Source organism: Nostoc sp., from assembly GCF_054880495.1.
On sequence record NZ_JBTYKD010000218.1, the window covers coordinates 13,988 to 34,603 of the forward strand.

Annotated in this window: 19 protein-coding genes and 1 riboswitch; of the genes, 9 read left to right on the forward strand and 10 right to left on the reverse strand. The window is 41.2% G+C overall.

Going from position 1 to position 20,616, the window contains the following annotated elements:
• Positions 1 to 47: 47 nt before the first annotated feature.
• Positions 48 to 1,001: a D-2-hydroxyacid dehydrogenase gene (locus tag ACYTXL_RS19950; protein ID WP_461926249.1), complete on the reverse strand. Its 954-nt coding sequence runs from the start codon at positions 999 to 1,001 to the stop codon at positions 48 to 50.
• Between the two features lie 451 nt (positions 1,002 to 1,452).
• Between ACYTXL_RS19950 and ACYTXL_RS19955 the strand changes: the two genes are divergently transcribed.
• Positions 1,453 to 1,689: an SDR family NAD(P)-dependent oxidoreductase gene (locus ACYTXL_RS19955; RefSeq protein WP_461926250.1), complete on the forward strand. Its 237-nt coding sequence runs from the start codon at positions 1,453 to 1,455 to the stop codon at positions 1,687 to 1,689.
• Between the two features lie 343 nt (positions 1,690 to 2,032).
• Here ACYTXL_RS19955 and ACYTXL_RS19960 read toward each other — a convergent pair whose 3' ends face one another.
• Complete coding sequence (locus tag ACYTXL_RS19960; RefSeq protein ID WP_461926251.1) at positions 2,033 to 3,295, reverse strand: HhoA/HhoB/HtrA family serine endopeptidase; 1,263 nt, start codon at positions 3,293 to 3,295, stop codon at positions 2,033 to 2,035.
• A 332-nt stretch (positions 3,296 to 3,627) separates the two neighbouring features.
• On the opposite strand from ACYTXL_RS19960, the gene ACYTXL_RS19965 reads away from it, so the two are divergent.
• Positions 3,628 to 4,587 carry an ATP adenylyltransferase family protein gene (locus ACYTXL_RS19965; protein ID WP_461926252.1) on the forward strand — a complete coding sequence of 320 codons (960 nt, stop codon included), beginning with the start codon at positions 3,628 to 3,630 and terminating at the stop codon, positions 4,585 to 4,587.
• Between the two features lie 397 nt (positions 4,588 to 4,984).
• Positions 4,985 to 6,007, forward strand: a complete 1,023-nt coding sequence (locus ACYTXL_RS19970) for a serine hydrolase (protein WP_461926253.1) — start codon at positions 4,985 to 4,987, stop codon at positions 6,005 to 6,007.
• Between the two features lie 15 nt (positions 6,008 to 6,022).
• On the opposite strand, the gene ACYTXL_RS19975 is transcribed toward ACYTXL_RS19970, so the two are convergent.
• The 5 genes from ACYTXL_RS19975 to ACYTXL_RS19995 all read right to left on the reverse strand — a co-directional run bounded on the left by ACYTXL_RS19975 (position 6,023) and on the right by ACYTXL_RS19995 (position 10,241).
• A complete protein-coding gene (locus ACYTXL_RS19975) occupies positions 6,023 to 6,856 on the reverse strand; it encodes an energy-coupling factor ABC transporter ATP-binding protein (RefSeq protein ID WP_461926254.1) in 834 nt (277 codons plus the stop codon).
• Positions 6,831 to 7,643 (reverse strand): cobalt ECF transporter T component CbiQ, encoded by an 813-nt coding sequence (gene cbiQ, locus ACYTXL_RS19980; RefSeq protein WP_461926255.1) that lies wholly within the window; start codon positions 7,641 to 7,643, stop codon positions 6,831 to 6,833. Before cbiQ ends, ACYTXL_RS19975 begins: the two co-directional genes overlap by 26 nt.
• Positions 7,640 to 7,942 (reverse strand): energy-coupling factor ABC transporter substrate-binding protein, encoded by a 303-nt coding sequence (locus ACYTXL_RS19985; RefSeq protein WP_461926256.1) that lies wholly within the window; start codon positions 7,940 to 7,942, stop codon positions 7,640 to 7,642. The genes cbiQ and ACYTXL_RS19985 overlap by 4 nt, the downstream gene beginning before the upstream one ends.
• Positions 7,929 to 8,705 carry an energy-coupling factor ABC transporter permease gene (locus ACYTXL_RS19990; protein WP_461926257.1) on the reverse strand — a complete coding sequence of 259 codons (777 nt, stop codon included), beginning with the start codon at positions 8,703 to 8,705 and terminating at the stop codon, positions 7,929 to 7,931. Before ACYTXL_RS19990 ends, ACYTXL_RS19985 begins: the two co-directional genes overlap by 14 nt.
• A 26-nt stretch (positions 8,706 to 8,731) precedes the next feature.
• Positions 8,732 to 8,944: riboswitch (cobalamin riboswitch) on the reverse strand.
• Between the two features lie 247 nt (positions 8,945 to 9,191).
• Entirely contained in the window at positions 9,192 to 10,241 is a 1,050-nt protein-coding gene (locus tag ACYTXL_RS19995) for a J domain-containing protein (protein WP_461926258.1), read from the reverse strand.
• 775 nt (positions 10,242 to 11,016) lie between these two features.
• On the opposite strand from ACYTXL_RS19995, the gene ACYTXL_RS20000 reads away from it, so the two are divergent.
• The 3 genes from ACYTXL_RS20000 (at position 11,017) to ACYTXL_RS20010 (ending at position 14,159) form a co-directional block, all read left to right on the forward strand.
• The gene (locus ACYTXL_RS20000) at positions 11,017 to 11,334 is read left to right on the forward strand and encodes a hypothetical protein (RefSeq protein ID WP_461926259.1); all 318 of its coding nucleotides are present in this window, start codon (positions 11,017 to 11,019) and stop codon (positions 11,332 to 11,334) included.
• Between the two features lie 111 nt (positions 11,335 to 11,445).
• Positions 11,446 to 12,150 (forward strand): P-loop NTPase family protein, encoded by a 705-nt coding sequence (locus ACYTXL_RS20005; protein ID WP_461926260.1) that lies wholly within the window; start codon positions 11,446 to 11,448, stop codon positions 12,148 to 12,150.
• Positions 12,151 to 13,241: 1,091 nt separating this feature from the next.
• Positions 13,242 to 14,159, forward strand: a complete 918-nt coding sequence (locus tag ACYTXL_RS20010; protein WP_461926261.1) for a WGxxGxxG-CTERM domain-containing protein — start codon at positions 13,242 to 13,244, stop codon at positions 14,157 to 14,159.
• 389 nt (positions 14,160 to 14,548) lie between these two features.
• Here the strand turns inward: ACYTXL_RS20010 and ACYTXL_RS20015 are convergent, their stop codons facing one another.
• On the reverse strand, positions 14,549 to 15,322 hold the full coding sequence (locus tag ACYTXL_RS20015) for a glucosamine-6-phosphate deaminase (protein WP_461926262.1): 774 nt from the start codon (positions 15,320 to 15,322) through the stop codon (positions 14,549 to 14,551).
• Between the two features lie 251 nt (positions 15,323 to 15,573).
• Between ACYTXL_RS20015 and ACYTXL_RS20020 the strand changes: the two genes are divergently transcribed.
• Positions 15,574 to 16,272, forward strand: coding sequence for an HAD family hydrolase (locus ACYTXL_RS20020; protein ID WP_461926263.1), 699 nt, complete (start codon positions 15,574 to 15,576; stop codon positions 16,270 to 16,272).
• A 132-nt stretch (positions 16,273 to 16,404) separates the two neighbouring features.
• Here ACYTXL_RS20020 and ACYTXL_RS20025 read toward each other — a convergent pair whose 3' ends face one another.
• Complete coding sequence (locus ACYTXL_RS20025; protein WP_461926264.1) at positions 16,405 to 17,031, reverse strand: helix-turn-helix transcriptional regulator; 627 nt, start codon at positions 17,029 to 17,031, stop codon at positions 16,405 to 16,407.
• Between the two features lie 437 nt (positions 17,032 to 17,468).
• Here ACYTXL_RS20025 and ACYTXL_RS20030 point away from each other — a divergent pair, with 437 nt between their 5' ends.
• On the forward strand, positions 17,469 to 17,936 hold the full coding sequence (locus tag ACYTXL_RS20030; protein WP_461926265.1) for a helix-turn-helix domain-containing protein: 468 nt from the start codon (positions 17,469 to 17,471) through the stop codon (positions 17,934 to 17,936).
• A 74-nt stretch (positions 17,937 to 18,010) separates the two neighbouring features.
• Here the strand turns inward: ACYTXL_RS20030 and gatA are convergent, their stop codons facing one another.
• Complete coding sequence (gene gatA, locus ACYTXL_RS20035) at positions 18,011 to 19,471, reverse strand: Asp-tRNA(Asn)/Glu-tRNA(Gln) amidotransferase subunit GatA (protein WP_461926266.1); 1,461 nt, start codon at positions 19,469 to 19,471, stop codon at positions 18,011 to 18,013.
• Between the two features lie 247 nt (positions 19,472 to 19,718).
• Here gatA and ACYTXL_RS20040 point away from each other — a divergent pair, with 247 nt between their 5' ends.
• Positions 19,719 to 19,895 carry a hypothetical protein gene (locus ACYTXL_RS20040; RefSeq protein ID WP_461926267.1) on the forward strand — a complete coding sequence of 59 codons (177 nt, stop codon included), beginning with the start codon at positions 19,719 to 19,721 and terminating at the stop codon, positions 19,893 to 19,895.
• The last annotated feature ends 721 nt before the right edge of the window (positions 19,896 to 20,616 follow it).

The window sequence follows — 20,616 nt, forward strand, 5'->3', positions numbered from 1 at the left end:
ACAAAAATATCTCTGTTGCTCATTTTGACAAAAAGTCAAGAGCTTGTTTAGTATCCTGCTTGCTTATTGACTACATTTCTTAAAGGCTGACCGACTCGGTAACGCTCTAAATTATCGAGAAACAAGGCGGTAATGCGTTCTTTCAATGCTGGGGAAATTGCGGAAGTATGGGGTGTAATCAAGAGGTTAGGTAATGACCATAGAGGACTTTCTGGCGGTAAGGGTTCAATAGAAACTGTGTCTAATCCTGCACCTGCAATCCAGCCTTCAGTGAGAGCCTTAGTTAAGGCTGATTCATCCACAACTGCACCGCGACCCACATTAATTAAATAAGCATGACTGGGTAGCGATCGCAGTACTGTTTCATCAATTAAGGCCTTGGTTTCTGGTGTCAGAGGTGTGGCTACAACTAGATAGTCAACTTCTGGTAAGAATGCGTGCCATTCATTGCCAACGACGATTTTATCAAAATTTGTTAGAGGTTCAGGACGACGACGACCACCCCAAACTCTCGCTCCAAATGCTTTAGCGCGAGATGCGATCGCTTGACCTATATTCCCAGTCCCAAGAATTAACACAGTTGAATTTGCTAACTCTGGTAGTACTAACCAGCTTTTTTCCCATATGCGTTGATCATGATCTGCTTGCAGTTCCCGTAACTGCTTGGCGTGATAGAGGATCAAAGTTAAGACAAATTCTGAAATGGGAATTGCATGAACCCCCGCGCCATTAGTGAGGATAATATCGTATTGGAGAAAAATGGGTGTAAGGATGTGATTCACACCAGCACTAGGAGTCTGTTGCCAACGTATTCCAGGAGCAGCTGCTAGCACCTTATGTAGAGTCGTGGGCTTCAATTTGAACCCATTGAGATAAACTTCAGCATCACTAGCATCACCATCAAAATTACCATCATTATCTACCCGCACAAATTTTGTATCCGATGGTAGATGTGGCTCAATCTCGGCAGCAAGGTCTATAGGTAAAATTAGTTTGACCACGTGTTAATCCTTTATACCATGTTAAATTGTGAATTACTGAGGATGTTGCTGATTACTCATTTATCACGAGCAGACAGCGATGCCTGCGGCGGTTCGTGGAGCGACCATCGCATAATCTAGTTAACAGTTTTCCTTACTACTTCCAGAGTAAAGATGAAGTCTCTACCCCACTTTCCCGTAAAGACAAATTCCACGATTTGCGAACACGGGGTGCTAGTTCCCGTTATGGTAACCCGTCATTCAAGCTCTGGGGATCACCCATATATATTTTTGGAGTCCAAGCAGACTTGATCTGGATTGAATTTCCATGATACTGTGCATGAACTACAAAATACTGTTTATCGATAGATTTATTGTAGTTTTTAGTGTATCACAAATTGTTAATCACTCTATAGGGTGAGAGTTTGTATAAAATTATGAGGAAAAAATCAAAGGTACGGCAAATATTGCATTGATTGTTGGGGCTGGTAGTGGACTCAGTGCCTCACTAGCCCGTTTATTGGCAAAAGAAGGCTTTACTATTGCTTTAGCAGCGCGACAAATTGATAAGCTCAAAGCATTATCTGATAAAATTGGAGCCGTCAGTTTTACTGCCGATGCTTCTCAATTAGATGAAGTTGAACAACTATTTACAGATGTCGAACAAAAACTAGGAGTACCAACATTGGTTGTGTATAATCCTAGCTAGCGCGTTTAGGGTTCATTTGTAGAACTTGACCCAGCCGATGTTGCCAAAACACTGACTTTTGTCGCTATTTAAAATAAATCCACTATTGTTTTTATAATCAATTACTTGTTAAGTTTTTATGCAAGTTGAAATAACGATCAAGAATTATCGATGTTTCCAAGACTCCAATCCAGCTAGGATAACCTTGTCTAAAGGCTTTGTTGCATTTCTAGCGACTAATAATTCAGGCAAGTCTTCAGTCTGCACCCTTTGCAATGGGTAAATTTGCTCTAAACTTTCGCACCTGAAAAAAAGGACGGGCACAATACCCATCCCAGAAAATTCACTTTTGTTCGCAAAACTTTTATTGCACTTGCGTGGGGAAAGCACCAGGTTGCACAGCTATATTAAGATTCTGCCCATTGCGACGTAATTCCATACGTAAGTCGCTCCCGACTTGGCTATTTTCTACTACCTTTTGGACACTGCTGGCATCTGTGACTGCTTGACCGCCAAGCTTTTCGATCACATCACCAGCCCGTATCCCTGCTTTAGCAGCTGGTGAATTTTGCACAACTTTCACAACTAATACACCTTTATCTTCAGTCACACTCAAACCGCTATTCGGATCTGAGTTGATATTTTGTTTTAGCTGAGGCGTTAACCCCACCATCTGAATTCCCAAATAAGGATGTTCTACTTTGCCTGTGGCTATTAGTTGACTAGAAATGCGTTGTGCTGTATTGATAGGAATAGCAAAACCTAATCCTTGTGCCCCTTGGATAATGGCTGTATTCATGGCAATTACCTCGCCACGGTAATTTAGCAGGGGACCACCGGAGTTACCGGGATTAATTGCTGCGTCGGTTTGAATATACTCTACTCGCTTATCGGGAGCGCCAATTAGATTGCTACTGCGTCCGGTAGCACTAATGATTCCGGTAGTTACTGTATTATCTAGTCCAAGGGGGTTGCCGATCGCGATCGCCCATTCTCCCGGTTGCAGTTTATCTGAGTTACCTAAAGCTACTAACGGTAGATTATTTGCCTGAATCTTGACCACAGCAACATCGGTCAACTCATCTTTTCCTAACACCTTTCCTTTAAAGGTACGCCCATCCTTGAGTGTTACTGTTACCGTATCAGCACCATCAACTACGTGGGCGTTGGTAAGAATACGACCATCAGCACTAATAATAAAACCTGACCCAGTACCCCGTTCTACCCGATTCTGTTGTTGTGGTAGTTGAGAGCCAAAGAAACGTTGGAAAAGTGGATCGTTAAATTCATCTGGGATCTGGGTTTTTACAGTTCGGGAAGAGTCAATTCGCACCACGGCTGGGCCGACCTTTTGCACCACCTGGATCACAAAGTTAGGATCTGTACCGGCTGCTAATGGAGGAGCGGCATTTACTGGACTCACTGCCAAATTAGATGCGCTTTCAGACACCTGGTGAGGATGTCCAGCCATATAACCGCCTGCCAATGTCATACCCGATCCCAGCAACACCAGCGATAGAGAGGCGGCAGCCTTTTTCCAGGGTGTTCGATTATGGTATTTGGTGTCAGCAGTGTTATGTGAAATGCTATTTGATGGGTGTTCTCTGTCGCGAGATTCGTTTTGCATTGCTGTCTGGAAGGATATTTAGATGTATTACTAATGTAGATATTATTTGTGACAGTTTTGTTGCAGAGGTATTGCGTTGTTATGAAAGGTTTGGTATTTTACTTATCGCATCCCACCTTAGGGACTGACAAATAAAAAAATATCCAACTATTTTTTGTGTGGTGGGCGACACGAGAGCCTTTGGTTACTGGGCTTTCGTGTCGCCCACCCCACAAGTAGTAGTAATTTATTTCTTGGAAGTCCCTTAACTGAACTGTATTGGAATATAGTCATTCGTAGGGTAGCACAGATGTGCTACCCGATTGGTGTTGATCCATGTCTGAAGGAATAAAATGGCACAGGGTAAAATCTTACTTAAACCTGGTACTTTATGGACAAGTGTCAAAGAGCAGACGGAACATGCTTTGCAATGCGGGGCGTTGCTGTCGATACCGACGGAATTTGAATTTGTGGAACAGGATAATGTGCGATTTTTAGTGCGGATTTTGTCTAACCTGAATCGCAAAAAAGCCGCCAAGGATAAGCAGGAAAAACAATCTGCTACCTCTGATCAAGAATTTAATCCTTTCTTACCCTACGAAAAGGATTTATTTGTGGCGGATATCTCCGATACCCATGTATGTATTTTAAATAAATTCAATGTTGTTGATTATCATCTGCTAATAATCACCCGTGGCTTCGAGGAACAGGAAAGCTTACTCACCCTGGAAGATTTTACGGCTATGTGGGCATGTCTAGCTGATTTCGATGGTTTAGCATTTTACAACAGTGGCAAAACCGCAGGTGCTAGTCAGCGACACAAGCACTTGCAATTAGTGCCATTACCACTTGTACCTTCAGAACCGCAGATACCTATTGAAGCTCTGCTAACATCAGCACAATTTCAGAATTTAATACCTTCTGGGGTGTCTGCTACGCATAGCTTGCTTAAGAGTAGGGGTACGGTGGGCAAAGCCTACGCAACTTCACCAAAACTTCCTTTTGTACACGCTTTCGCACCACTAAATTCCAATTGGGGGCAGTCCCCGTTTACAGCAGCCCAAGCAACACTGGAAGTTTATCGCACCTTGCGACATGCGGTGGGTTTGGATGCAAGGCAATCTGGTGCTTATAATCTGCTAGCGACACGAGAATGGATTTTGATCGTACCGCGATCGCAGGAGCATTTCCAGTCTATCTCAGTGAATTCATTAGGATTCGCTGGTGCTTTGCTAGTGCGGAATGCAGCAGAAATGGAGATTCTCAAAGCCCAAGGCCCGATGACCATCCTCAAGAATGTTGCTGTATCCTAATTAAGTTGTAGTTTTTCACTCTTCCCCATCTGTGATAATTTACAGTATAGGTAAAATTATTGATTCTGCATTCTTCTTTAATTGGTTCAATTACGGATGCTTTATTTACCGCGATCGGTATGTATAAATCATTGCAAGCAAAACTCAAACCACAATCTTAATCTCTTACTATTTGTATAAATAGATAACTACTTGATAGGATATATATATGTAAATTTTATCTATTTGATATTCTGATTTTAATTCATAATTTTTATCCCTCAACTTGCAGTAATGTATGTTATCTATATCTATTAACATGGGATATTTTAGTGAATATTATGTCAATCAATCCGGATTTCATTTACTTCTCTGGAAATCTCTGTAAGTCAATCCAACATTATCCTCACACCATTACATGAAACTACGCTGGTTATTACTTAGTCTCACAAGTATTTTTCTACTGTCGTCGCCAGTAAAGGCGAATCTCAACACGAATCAAGTTGACAGCGCAGATGGCGGGAGTGGAAATCAATCAGATTTACAACTACCAGAACTGAAATTCATTCCCCCAACTCCTTCAAGCAATTTTCTCAACCCAACAGGTATTCCTAAATACACTGGTATAGTTCCTTTAGGACGAGAAATATCGGAACTACAAACTCCAATTAAAGCATTAATTGCTCGCAACAGATTCCTGACTCCGGGAATCTTTTTTATGGACTTAGAAACAGGTGATTATTTAAATATCAATGGCGCTCAACCTTTCTCTGCCGCTAGCACAATTAAGTATCCTATTTTAATTGCTTTGTTTCAGGGAATAGATGCAGGTAGAATCAAACTAAATGAAACATTGGTGATGCAACGTAAACACGTTACTGGTGGTTCTGGAGATATGCAGTATCGGCGGGTGGGAACTAAGATTAGTCTTTTGGAAACTGTAACTAAAATGATGACTATTAGCGATAATACCGCTACAAATATAATTATTGATCGTTTAGGTGGTAAGGCAAATTTAAATCAGAGGTTTCGCACTTGGGGATTACAAAGTACTGTGATTAACAATATGTTAGGAGACTTTAAAGGAACTAATAAAACTAGTGCGAAAGACTTAGTACGATTGTCAGCTTTGATTACAAATAATCAGTTAATTTCTGATACCAGTCGCTCTCAAGTTTTAGGTATGATGATTCGTTGCCATAATAGAAGCTTACTTCCGTCTGGTTTGGGTTATGGGGCAAGTATTGCTCACAAAACAGGCACTCTACGGTTTGTATTGGGAGATGCGGGTATTATTGAAACACCATCAGGTAAGCGTTATTTAGCAGGAATTTTCGTGCGAAGATCGAATAATGACGAGAGAGCAACAGCTTTTATTCGTCAAGTTTCTCAGATGGTGTATGGCTACTTTGAGCAAGCAAAAGTTAGCCATCTACCTTAATTATTGACGTTTAATTCAGAAAAAATTACGAAATAGCTCTAATATCCGTTTTCGGACTCGTTCTATAACTACTCCTTCCTCACCAGATAGTCCATCAAATAACATCTCATATATAAATGGTACGCCCAACTCTAACTCTTCTAAAAGTGTACGCTGGCTAAATACATCTTGTGGTTTACCTTCTAGCATCAGTCGCCCTTTATCCATGACAAAAACCCAATCTGCCCAACGATAAACTAGATCCAAATCGTGGGTTGCCATTACTAAAGTAGTTCCATTTTGATGAATTTTTTTCAGGGTTGCTATCAAGTTACGAGTATGTTTTATATCTAAATATGCAGTTGGCTCATCCAATACTAACAGTTCTGGTTCCAACACCATCACATCAGCTATAGAAACTCGCTTCTTTTGTCCTAAACTCAGATGATGCACTGGTCTTTCTGCTAAAGTAGTCAGTTCAAATTCAACTAATGCTTGCTCTACTCGATCTTGAATTTCGGGTTCTGGTAAACCCAAATTACACAAACCGTAAGATATATCTTCTTCAACAGTAGAAGCTACTAATTGTTGTTCTGGATCTTGAAATACTAGTCCCACCTTCTGACGTAAACTCCCAAGATAATTTCGGTTATAAATTAACGGTTCACCACGCCAACGTACAACGCCAGAATCAGGTTTGTATAAGCCATTGGCTAATAAGAATAGTGTCGTTTTGCCGCAACCATTCTGACCAATTAAGGCACACCTTTTACCAGATGGAATCCTCATTGTTAGACCATTCAAAGCTGATTGCTGTGCGCCTGAATAGGTGTAATATACCTGCTCAAATTCGAGTAAATATTCCTGCATTTCTCCAAAATTCTAATCCTATTAATCCTACACAGCCGCAAATTGCTTCGATGATATATCGCGTTTGGGGACGATAGCGGCTCTGATGCAAAACTCGAAATTCACCAACAAAACCCCGTGCTTCCAGCCCGAGAGAAAACTGACTATATCGTTGTAAGGTTCGCTGTAATAGTTGTCCGATTAGTAGTGCTAAACTTTTCATTCCACTACGCCAAGTGCGGTAGCCACCACGGGAATTTTGTGCTGTCCACAATTCATCAGCTATGTTCAACAGGATGAAAATAAACCGATACATTAGTAATAATAAATCGGTTAAAAGCACTGGAAATCGCAAGTAATGCAGAGTTTGTAAGATTTCCGTGAAAGGCACAGTTAGCATGAGAAAATATAGGCAAGAAACCGAGGCTAATGCTCTGCTTAAAATTCCGAATGCTTGGATAGTGCCACTATGACTGATATAAATATAGAAGTGTCCGAGAGTTAGTCCATACCACGAATCTAATTGCACGCTTTGCAAATCGGCGATGGCAACTTCATTCACCATCAGCGCTGGTAAACTTGTCAAACAAAAAACTATGGTGAACATTAACAAACGGAAATAAACACCAGCCGGAATTCTTGCATAAATAACTGTCCAAATACCCATCCAAAGCGCCATCAACATTTGCACTAGCGGATGGCTAGAAAGGGAAATAGCAAGAGTAGTAAATGCAAAAATCAGTTTATGTTCTGGTGGTAATCCTCGCAGTTGATTAGTATAAGCTAAAGTATCTAATTGCAGGCTCATTCTTTACGTTTTTGTTGTTGGGAACGTCCTTTATACAACCCAATTGCAAAACCAACTACTCCGGCACCTAAAGCTGCTTGCGAAGCAAATAATAAGCTTTCTATTTCACCACTAGCTGGTTCAAAAAATGATTTAAACCAGGGTTTATATCCAGGTTGTATTTCAGTAATAGCAATTTCTGCTTTGTCATCGGAACCAGCAAATTCTCCACCACGCACAAATATTAACGGTGCAACTGCTAAGGCTAATACGGCTACTACTAACAGCCAGTTACTCAACCCTTTTTTAGATTGACTCATTGCCACTTCCCCGTTTGATTAATTTCAACAATTCCAATTCTTGAGGATTATAAGATTGCAGCCAGTTCCATACCAACACAGTTAGCAATCCTTCACTAATTGCTAAGGGAACTTGAGTAATGGCAAAAATTCCCGCGAATTTGGTAAATGAAGCGATAAACCCGCCAACAGGTGCAGGGAAAGCTAGGGCGAGTTGGATAGAAGTGATAATGTAAGTGAGTAAATCTGCGATCGCAGCTGCTAGAAATATGGCGATTTTTTGTTTACCACCCAACTTGATTGTCAGATTATATATCCAATAAGCTGCAAATGGGCCAGCGATCGCCATCGAAAAAGCATTTGCACCTAGCGTCGTCAAGCCGCCATGCGCCAGTAACAAAGCTTGAAACAACAATACTAAGCTACCTAAAACCGACATAGTAAGGGGGCCAAATAGCACTGCACCTAACCCCGTCCCTGTTGGGTGAGAGCAGCTACCTGTGACGGAAGGGATTTTCAACGCAGACAGCACGAAAGTAAAAGCACCAGCCAAGCCCAGCAGTAGTTTCAGTTCCGGGTTAGCTTGGGTAATGCGAGTGAGACTACGCAATCCTAGTAGAAAAAATGGTAATGCCACAATCCACCAAAAAATTGCCCATTGCACTGGTAAAAAACCTTCCATAATGTGCATGGCGTAGGCGGGTTTGGGTAAACCAACTACTAGATAAAAACTGATAACTGCCATCAGAGTTAGACTTACTAACGCCTGTTTTTTTCTTTTCATAATCTGTACCTCGCAGATTTATGTAAACGAATTGATTCTAATCGGCGGGCATCCTGACTCACTCAATTTTGGATTTCTGATTTCAGATTTTGGATTTTCAGATGGCTTCCTAATCCAAAATTTAAAATTTAAAATCTAAAATCGGTTTACAGTTGCGGGACAGCGCTGGATTTACACCAGACTTTCCCCCTTGCGTCCGATGGCTGCTTCCCATCAGAACCGATTGGAGTAACTATATCACCATTACCAATTTTGAGCAGCGATTTTTTACAACGGTAGTGTAAACTTTGGCAAACTTATCTACCCATTTCTGAGAATGTGCCGGGCTTCCGTGAGCAACTTCAACTAGGTGAACAATTTTGGTTAATTGCTGGATTTAAAGATACCACCACTCCATCTAAAGCAACACTGGGATATCTACCAAAATTAGCCTTACTATTTAACTTTAATTCACTACAAACTCTTATTTTTAATCAAAATCACTTACTATCTCATTAATTCTGACAACATCTGCTCAAGAATATCTTCCATAATTTCCTCGTCTAAGGAGTGCAGGGTTGCTGGTCCGCCGAGAAAGTCTTTGATAGTGATTTTCTGCTCTCTAAAGTCCTTAACAAAATCCCGAATCTGAGAAACAACGTTAATTTGAGATTCTATTGTTTCTACCATCTGAGCCATAGAGTCAATACCTTTTTTAGCAGCTTGACGAGAATCGGAAACCATCGCTCCTTCTGGAGTATTTTTTGTCAAACGTAGTTCTCGTTTCAAGTTTTCATATTGAGTGAGGAGAATTTGATTTTGCTGTTCTAGAGTTCGACATTTTCGAGTTAAATCATCCTCGCTATTATTGTCAATAACTTCCCCGACTTGCTGAATCCGTTCGATTTCTAAAAGTCTTGCCAAATCTCCTTCTTGGTAGGCTTTATTGATTTCTTTCATGATTTCTGTATGATATCTCTGTGTCTCGGTGTCTTTTACCTTATCAGGGTGAAAGATTTCAGCTAACCTCAGAAATGTTTGACGAATTTTTCTAGAATCCTCTGTTCTACCTACAGATGCAGATTCTACAGACTCTTGTGCTTGCCAATGTTGATGGCGACCTTCAGCAGTTTCTCCTGCAAAATCTTCTTCTGTAGCGGAACTGTTAAATAGTTCCTCTAGCTCTCTATTGGATTGTTTGCTCCTGGGTTTTAGACTAATGATTCCTGTTAACTGGAGGTTAAGGTAAACTGCTTCTATATTTTTGAGGGTTTGTTTACCAAACTTTCTAGTAGTAAAAATTTCATCAAATAGAGCATGAATATCCTGGTCTAACTCAGCCATTTTTTGGAAGCTGGGACTAGCTTGATGAAATATTTCTGTGGCTAAAGAACGCATCTGTTCAACAAAGTTCTTCAATTCCGTTCGCTTTCTCTTAATCTGTTTAAGTAGCGATTTATGTTCTTTTTCTAAAAACTCTAATCTCAGATGTAATTCGGAAAGAGCCAGTGGAGTTATTCTAGTTGAGTTGGATGGAGATGAGGTGGTTCGAGGCATAGAATCTTTATGATTTTTTCAAGGTTTAAAAAAACTATAACTGTCAAAGTCATTAAGTCAATGCGAAAAGAAAATACCCCAAAGATGATACACGATACCCAACACCAAGCTTTTTATAGTTTCTTCAATGGGAGCATCTGACTGAGTGTTCGTCATACTCAGCGTAGACGAAGCAGCAGATTTTTAGTGTGACATCGCTCTCTGAGACACAGGGGAATATTCTATCGTCGTGCAAGGTAACACAGAATGTCTACTGATATTAATTCTCTTGAGAAAGTAAAAACTAAACAATAGCTGAAAAGAATGATTTTTAGGTAGGGGCAATTCATGTAGCTTTAGCTTCCCGCAGGGTATTGCCCCTAAAGCGTGTAGTTTTACTTAACGTCCCAGACATCTTGTGGCACAGATTCTATAACAAAAAGTACCATTTAAAGGCGTTCAAAGTCAACATCCTAGTCAGGGATGGCTGATAATCGCAAGGAGTTGGAGAAACTACATCTTCTGGGCCAAGTTTCAGAAAGTGGAAGGGGTAAAGGGCAATATACTGATTTATTCAGTAGAGCTTGTTCAATAATATGTATAATCTTATCAATCCACACAAGACGTTGTGGTGATAGGATTAATTAAATTTTGAGCCGATTCAACAGAACGAATGGTACGCACAAGCCCAAGACAGAAAATTCCTATTGATAAACTCCAAGGGACTCTAGCTTCCCTAAAAAAGCTAGAAGAGCAGGATAAAGAAGAACTATCACTGCCAGAGAGTGTTTACTTTATGCGAGTTGAGCTTGAATCGGCTCTGAAAAAAGGTTATAGCTATCAAAACCTTTCTGAGAACCTCAAAACTCAAAAAATAAAAGTTTTGGCAGCGACATTCAAGCAATACTTAACTGAGATTGAGAAAGAAAAACGTTCTGGCAAAAGAGGGGTTAAACTAAAACCAATTTTATCTGCTGAGAATTATACTCAGATTTCAACAGAATCATCAGTAATGTCACAATCGGCCTCAGTAACGGGAGACTCTCTTGTTCTTGAGACTTCTTTAAGAGAAGCTAACTCCAGAGATTCAAGTCCAGCAAGAATCAAAGGATGAGATAAAGGCATCTGATAAAACTACCAAAACTACTAGGCGGTAATCGCCAAAAAGTTCTAAGCCTGGGAAAGATGTATCAGACGAGTTTAATAAGTATTAGAGGTGGCTGTAATGCCGACGATTCATTTGGTGGATGGTGAAAAAGGCGGGGTAGGAAAGTCTCTCTTTGCTAGGACAATGATTCAGTATTGTCTGGATAAGAAAATCCCGTTTGTACCAGTAGAGACAGATAGATCGAATCCAGATGTAGCAGGGGTGTATAAGGAGATATGTAAGTATGCTGTGTTTAGCGAGAATGAACGACAGGCGGATAAGGCAGATAAAATATTTGAGTGGGCTATAGAGAGGCCAGTAATTGTGAATTTAGCTGCACAATCGCATAGAGCAGTACAAGGGTGGATTGACTCTAATCAATTATTTGAACTAGGGAGTTCGCAGGGAGTGATGTTTTGCAAATGGTTTGTATCGACAGGAGGATACGACAGCATGAACCTGTTTGCTCAGTCAGTGAATACCTATGGTGAGAGAATCCCTCATATTCTGGTGAGGAATTTAGGGCTGTGTGATGATTGGGAGCATATAGAGTCAGACTCAAACTTTCAGAAAATAGTAAATAAATATAAGATAAAAGTTATGGATTTTCCGAAGTTAACATATAAAGAAAGAAACATAATTGACCAAAATCGCCTGACGTTTGCGGAGGCGAGAGAGTATAAAGAATTTGGGGTAATTGGCAGACAGAGAGTAATGAATTTTCTGAAGCTTGCTTATAGTGCTTTTGAGAGAGTAGGCATCTGGTATGAAAAAGTTGAATAGCAAAGCCCTAGACTTATATCTTGCACCTCTAAGTAAAAATCCAGACAAAGTAATAAGATGCGCGATAAAGCTACCTAAATTTTATTGGCTTTTATCGCTAAAACAAGGGCTTTAGATAAATACTGAGTAATTAAAGTACATCAATTTTTCTTGGTGCAAGATGTGAGTAGAGAGGAATGGCACGCTTGTTTAGTTATTTGTTGGGTGATAAGGCAGTTCTTGCTGAGGGCAGTTCTTGTTGGAGTTTTAAAACTTTGTGTTGGATAAAGGCTTTTAGTAAGGGCTTCAGCCCTATTTTTCGAGCTGAAGCCCTTACTAAAAGCCAATTTAATTAATTTTAAATTGCTTAACATAGTTTGAGCTATTCTTGCCTACTTAATTAACGCATCTAAATAAGTAACTCAAACATGGTTCTATTCATTATGATTAGTACGAAATTTTATAATTGAAGATTTTGTTTTTTGTCTACAATAAGCAGCTTTATACTTTATATTCAAAAAATACCGGACACATAAAGATCCTTCTGAATGTTATGTGAACTCTACCTGTGGATGTACCAATCCAGGGCAAAACTCCCAGTGTGAAGATTGTGCTTCTTTTGAAGTCTGCTGATCTATCTAATTGTAACCTCTAAAAGGTATAATTATCTTCACGTTTATAGACTAACTTTAATACAAAATTAATTCCTGCGATAGAAGTGATTTTACTCTTATGGTAGAAGTCAGGCAAAAAATTAGCAGCTATGCTGGTTAAGAATGAAAAAATAATTGACAATAAATAATTAAAATTTATGATGCATGCAACTGAATCTAATTTTTTATTATTCTTTGTTTGTTGTGAACAAGCGACCTTGGTCGTTCCTTCCTAATCATAAATTAGTAATTACTTATTATGAATTGGTTTGACTTTGACGAATAATCAGTTGTTGTAGGATCTTCAAATGGTTTTAATTATTCCAAAAGAAAGTAGGTGAAAGATTCCTCAATATATTTTGTCAAAATTTACCTAATTTAGCAGTCGATTGAGTAGACGATATCAGTTTTAAAAATCAATCAACCACAGAGATCTAGAACATAAAAGGAACCACAACTATGAAGCATTTTGATTTATCTAAAGCTGTTTTGGCTAGTGTCTTTGCCATCAGTTTCGCTTCTGTGTCCTTACCTCCTTCTGTTTCTGCCCAAAGCGGAGGCTCAGGCAGCGGAGGCTCCAGTAGTGGCAGTGGCAGTAGCTCCGGCAGTGGAACTACAGGCAGTGGCACAACAGGTAGTGGCAGTAGCTCCGGCAGTGGAACTACAGGCAGTGGCAATAGCTCCGGCAGTGGAACTACAGGCAGTGGCAATAGCTCCGGCAGTGGAACTACAGGCAGTGGCACAACAGGTAGTGGCAGTAGCTCCGGCAGTGGAACTACAGGCAGTGGCACAACAGGTAGTAGCAGTAGCTCCGGCAGTGGAACTACAGGTAGTGGCACAACAGGCAGTGGAACCACAGGCAGTGGTACAACAGGTAGTGGAACTACAGGTAGTGGAACTACAGGCAGTGGTACAACAGGCAGTGGAACCACAGGCAGTGGAACCACAGGCAGTGGAACTACAGGTAGTGGAACTACAGGTAGTGGCACAACAGATAGTGGTACAACAGGCAGTGGAACTACAGGCAGTGGAACCACAGGTAGTGGCACAACAGGTAGTGGAACTACAGACAGTGGAAGCACAGGTAGTGGCACAACAGGTAGTGGTACAACAGATAGTGGAAGCACAGGTAGTGGCACAACAGATAGTGGTACAACAGGCAGTGGAACTACAGGTAGTGGCACAACAGGTACTGATTCCACAGGTACTAACAGGAATACAGGCATCACAACTTCCCAAAGAACTAGCGATCGCGGTTTCAATTGGGGTTGGCTAGGTTTACTTGGTCTAGCCGGTTTAGCAGGTCTGGCTCGTAATCGCGATCAAGTCCGGGCTTATAGAGATCCCAATGATGTAACAGGTTCTCGCTCTAAATAGTATTCACCACACTCTACGAGGCGTACACCCGTCGTTTGTGTCAACTTCTGGACTAGCTTTGTCCAGAATAGGCTTTAAGACATTACCTCCTAAAAAGCCCCTGGCTATTACGAGGATTTGAATTAAATAGACGACACACGTAGGCGCATAATATAGCGGTTCTCGTACCCGTAGGGTACTACGTTGGAAAACTCGGAGAGTAGGCGCTATGCATCTATGGATACGACACACGTAGGGACACAGCAATGCTGTGTCCCTACAAATGGTCTGCGTGGGAGTTGAGGTATAGAAAAGCAGAGAGTTACTATAGAAGAGTGAATTCCACAAGCTTGATTTTTGATACATCACCAAAGACTTTTAAAACATCCTCTGAGAATTCAGAGAGAAGTTCAAAAAAGCAAACTAGCAGAATTTATGTCCAAAAATAACGTTGCTTGGGATTGTTGACGGAGAATAGAAGCCGGACAGTCTGTACTTATAGCTCCTTCCAACATCTGTTTTACCACATTCGCTTTACGTTTTTCTGGAGCAAGACAGAGAATTTTTTTAGCTGAACAAATCGTCGAGATTGTAACAGTAAAAGCATACTGTGGGACAGTTTCTAGATTCAAAAAGTGACCCGTAGTTACTTGTTGCTGACGGTTCACTGTATCCAGTTTTACTAGTTTCACACTGTAAGGATCTTGAAAATTTGCTACTGCTGGATCGTTAAAAGCCAAATGTCCATTTTCGCCAACACCAAGACAGCATAAGTCAATTGGTTGTGCTTGCAGTAGTTTACTGTAGCGATCGCACTCTGCCACTGGTTGTAATGTATCACCTTCTATATAGTGAAATTGCTTACAAAAAACCCGCTTCTCTACACGTTCTCGCATATAGCACCGGAAACTGGCAGAATGGTCAGCAGTAATTCCCAAATATTCATCTAGATGGAACAGAATAATTCGTGACCAATCTACATCACCCAATGCAATCAAAGCATTGAGAAATTTAAGTTGGGAGTTACCTGTTGCTAACAATACAGCAGCTGTATCCTGTTGCTTGAGAACTTGCTGTAAATGCTTTTGCGCGATTTCGGCAACATCCTGGGCGATTTCTAGTTCAGAGTTGTAAATCTGCACTAGTAAATCATCAACGTGAAAAAAGTTTGTAGCGGCTAGCATTTGCTTACACATCTCACTTTAATAAAAAGCCTTGTAAAACCTCACCTCAACCCTCTCCTTGGTAAGGAGAGGGAACAAGAATCTTGTTTCTCATCTGGTATTTTTGCTTTCACTGAGATGCTCCCGATTTAGAGAGGTTTTCTAGATGCCGTGAAAAGTCATGTATTGACAAAGGAACAATCACTAAGGACAAAAAACAATGTAAACTATTTAAATAAAGTTAACAATTATTTACATTTTACGAAAAAATCATGCTGGCTGCAATTCTCTTTGACCTAGACGGCACTATTGTCAACACTGACCCCATACACTACCGAGCTTGGCAGCAAATGCTGTTAAATTATAGCATAGAAATTGACGAGACATTTTATAAATCCCGAATTAGTGGGGGACTAAACCCAGAAATTGTCAAGGATATTCTGCCACAATTGTCAGCAGCAGAAGGGCAAAAATTTGCAGACGAAAAAGAGGCGCTTTTCCGTAAACTCGCCTCTAATCTCAAACCTCTGAGTGGATTTTCTGAACTCCTAGAATGGACAGATACACATCAGTTAAAACGTGCATTAGTAACTAATGCCCCTAGATTAAATGCAGAATTTATGCTAGAGGTTTTGGGAATAAAAGAAGCTTTCCATACAGTTGTTTTAGCGGATGATTGTATTGCAGGTAAGCCTGACCCTGCACCCTATGAAGTTGCCCTGAAGAAGTTGGCAATTACAGCAGAAGAAGCGATCGCCTTAGAAGACTCTCCCTCTGGTATTCGTTCTGCAGTGAGCGCAGATATCCGCACCATTGGCATAGCATCCACCCACGATCCGCAAGTTTTGCAGTCAGTCGGCGCATTTATGGCAATTCCAGATTTTACTGATTTGCAGTTGTGGACATTGCTCAATTCACTCATCGAGCCAGATTTAAGTGCGATCGCTTCATTAGTCAACAGAACCCTATAGCGATCGATCTGATCTCTGTTCTAAAAGCAGAGAGACTTTGAATCTTACTCCCCTTCCCTACAAGTGAAGGGGCTGTTCTTGTTAGGTCTGTCTATATTGGACTCAACTGTATTCTAACTCCTAACTCCCAACTCATTTTTCAGCCAAAATCGCGTAAATTTCCCGTTTAACTTGCTCTAAAAGCTCACGCACGCGATTTATTCGCTCCATACTGCCACTGCGAGCAACCTGCACCACCACAGCAGCTAATTCTGTTGCGGCATTTCGCAACTCAATAAACTCTTGGGGCTTGCCTGTCACTAAAGTTTTAAAAGTATCCCAAGGAGAGTCTGAAGTTTGCTGTTGGGCACGTTCTGCCAATAATTGTCTACCCTCATCCGTAATCGTGTAAATCCGCTTACCACCTTCCTGTGCGCTCTTGAGATAACCACCTTCCTCCAGCAATTGCAGTGTTGGATACACTGAGCCAGGACTGAGGCGACGGAAACCACCGTAACGAGTTTCCATCTCTTTAATCAGATCGTAACCATGACTAGGATGCTCGGATAACAATTCCAGCAGGATGAACTTGATGTCACCCCGACGAGTCCGATGTTCATCTCCCCAACCACGACCAAACATTTCATTACCGAAGTGTTTGCCATGATCTCTACCATGATGCTTGCCATGCCCAAACCAAGACCTCACAAGCAATAAATCATCTTCGCTAACTCCTGCCCATGCAGGTGCGCCAAAGTGTGACCGAAAGTGTCTAAACATAAATGAATCTCAAATCAACTTTCTCTACTATAGGATATTTTTTGATATATCACGATATATCGGAATAGAATTTTGATGAAGATTTTTGACTTTTTACAAAATCTTTGTTACGTAGAACTTACGCAAAGTAAGGTTCAGACTTGCTGTTATCGCCATTAAGGGGAAGTGAACGCTGCAATTATCCTAGCCCAGAGCAGCAGTTGAGACGATACTTGTATTAGAAATTGCAGCTTATTAACTTTTTCGCTCTAATTTTTTATTTAAAAAGTATGTATTAAAACAGTAAAATTACTTACTTATAGCAGCTTTAGTATTTGAAAATCTAGGCTTAAACCATTCTCAAAAAAATTCCCTAAAATAAATTATTCAGTAAAAATACGTATGCACATTTAAGTCTTCTCAATGAATAGTAGAATTAGCCCATAGAGGAAAAGACTGTGACGCTCTTAAACCAAGCTCAAGTAGAGCAGCTAAAAGAAATAACTACACAGTTACGACAAGTAAGACAAGAAAAATCCATCCCCATAGAAGAAATAGCCTCTCAAACACTGATTAGAGCAGGTGTTTTGGAAGCTTTAGAAGAAGAACGATTTGAAGAATTGCCTGAGCCTATTTTTGTTCAAGGATTCATCCGTCGCTATGGAGATGCTTTAGGACTGGATGGAAATGCTTTATCACATACTCTTATAAGCAATGTTGTCCGCCAAGACTCCAATAATAATCATCAGAATTCAGACAACAAAACAAATATATACATACCTCTTGTTGTTACCTACATTCTCTTATTAATAGCTGCATCTACTGGTCTTTTTTATACACTTAATCAACGAGGAATTACATCTAAATCCCTGACTCCAGAAGTCAATATTCAACAGTTAATAGTTCCTAATCAGGCTGATAAATGACGTACAGCGATTTAGTTAAAAAGCACGGGGGGAGTGGAGATGAGGGAGACGAGGAGAATGCCCAATGCCCATTTTCAAGATATTTGCGGTTTACGCAGATGCCAAGTAGTGGATTGCTCATAAGCGTAAGCTACCTGAAACAGTTGGTCTTCTCGCAGCACATTGCCAATTAGTTGTAATCCTATCGGTAGCCCCAGATCATCAAAACCACATGGCAAACTTAAACTAGGTAAACCAGCAAGATTCACCGGAATAGTCATCAAGTCAGTTAAATACATACTCAAGGGGTCAGTAGTTTTTTCCCCTGCTTTGAATGCTGTAGTGGGAGATGTGGGACAAACTAAGATATCAACCACGCCAAAAGCTCTTTCAAAATCTTGTTTAATCAGGGTGCGGACTTTTTGGGCTTTCAGGTAGTAGGCGTCATAATAGCCAGCCGAAAGTGCGTAAGTGCCGATCATAATCCGGCGTTTGACTTCTGTACCAAAACCAGTAGCACGGGTACGAATATACATCGATAGCAGATTATCCGCATCAGGAGCGCGATACCCATATTTAACGCCATCGTAACGAGCCAGGTTTGCTGACGCTTCGCATGGGGCGATGATGTAGTAGGTGGGTAAGCCATAGCGAAAGCGGGGACAGGATACTATCTGAATCTCTGCTCCCAAACTTTGTAGTTGATCTACTGCTTTGGTAACAGCTTGTTCCACTACAGAGTCCAACCCTTCACCAAAAGTTTCTTTAATGATCCCAATTCTTAGCTGACGTCTGGGTTTCAAGTCTGGTTGTAAGCTGGCGGCGTAGTTGGGAATGGCAACTTTCAGGCTGGTAGAGTCTTTGGGATCATGACCTGCGATCGCACTTAATAATATTGCCGCATCTTCCACTGTGTTTGCAAATGGCCCAATTTGATCCAAAGACGAAGCGTAAGCCACCAAACCATAACGGGAAACCAAGCCATAAGTCGGTTTCATTCCCACCACACCGCAAAAAGATGCAGGTTGACGAATCGAACCGCCAGTATCAGAACCGAGAGCAACCACACATTCTTCGGCTGACACGGCAGCCGCAGAACCCCCAGAAGAACCACCTGGAACTCGTGACAAATCCCAAGGATTAGCCGTGACTTGGTAGGCAGAGTTTTCTGTGGAACTACCCATTGCAAACTCATCCAAGTTGGTTTTACCTACCATTACCGCCCCAACATCTGCCAGTTTTTGCGTCGCCGTTGATTCATAAGGCGGCACGAAATTTGACAAAATCCGGGAAGCGCAGGTGGTAGGAATTCCCTTGGTACATAAATTGTCCTTGATTCCCACTGGAATCCCTGCTAATAGCCCAATTTCTTCTCCCGCAGCAATTTTGGAATCCACAGCACCCGCCTGCTCTAATGCCCGTTCTGCGGTAACACATAAAAAGCTGTGCAATTTCGGCTCTAACGCTTGAATACGGTCTAAAGCTTCTTGGGTAATTTCAACGGCAGAACGTTCTTTTGTAACTAGTTGTTGGTGCAACTCGCGGATGGATGCCATGATTGCTCTCTTTGTGACTCAAGTCCTTGATTTTAGTACATATTGAGCAATATTGGGTATGGGGCATTGGGCAATTCAATTTTGGATTTTGGATTTTAGATTTTGGATTAAATTTCAATTCTTTAATCCAAAATCTAAAGTCCAAAATTCTCACTCCCCCTCATCTCCCCTCCTCCCCCACTCCCTTAAATAATATTAGGAGTTTAACATCATCCGTAAATAGAAAGACTACAATCAAAACGGACAAATGTTTCAGGCTCCAACAGAAGAGGATTACAAAGCTGTGTCCGACTTAAATCGCGGAATTATGAAATTTGAGGGTGCAGATTCCCCAAAAGTAGTCACTATCTCTACCGTGTTGCTTCTGGGATCGATCGCGGCTCTAATCATCTGGGCGCTGCAAGCTGCCTATGCGCTAAACTAAAATTATTAGTAGCCGAGAAGGACACTGGCAAAAACGGTTTCCGTCCTAGCCAAGTGTCCATTTCAGCAACTAGTAAATAAATACGCCCTAATAAACCATCAAAAATTTCAGAAAAACTTTAGGTTTGAGGTTTTATATGGAAAATGTGAACTACTCAGACTTGCGTAAGCCTGAAGTCGTAGCTCTCCCAATTCATCGGGAATAGCCATCAATTACTCCGTAATTTTTTTGGTCTGACATTCCCTCCTCTTGTCAGGAGTCCTGGTTCCCAACACCCAAATCTTTGACCCTGAGCGAAGTCGTTGGCGCAGCCTCTCGTTGGCGCAGCCTCTCGTTGGCGCAGCCTCTCGAAGAGAAGAGAAGAGAAGAGAAGAGGAAGAGAGGGGTTCTCTTGCGACACTTACCTATGCAGCTTGGTTTTCGCTTATGGCATTGGTGGTGAAAAACGCGGTCTTGAGGGTTTCCCTCTCCTAAGGGAGACGCTACGCGAACAAAGAGCGATTTTGAACCCGGAGGGTCAAGATAGTAATTACCTTACCAGAAAATCCTGGGGATTCGTCATCCATCCAGAATTTGTTTTTACAAAGTAAAAAATCAATTCCAGATGTAATCCTCATCCCCCGTGGTAACAGAGCGCGGTCGTTGTGCTCACAATCCCCATCTTAGGAATACCTTGTTCGCGTAGCGTCTCGCAGAGAAGATGGGGACTTCCGCGAAGCGT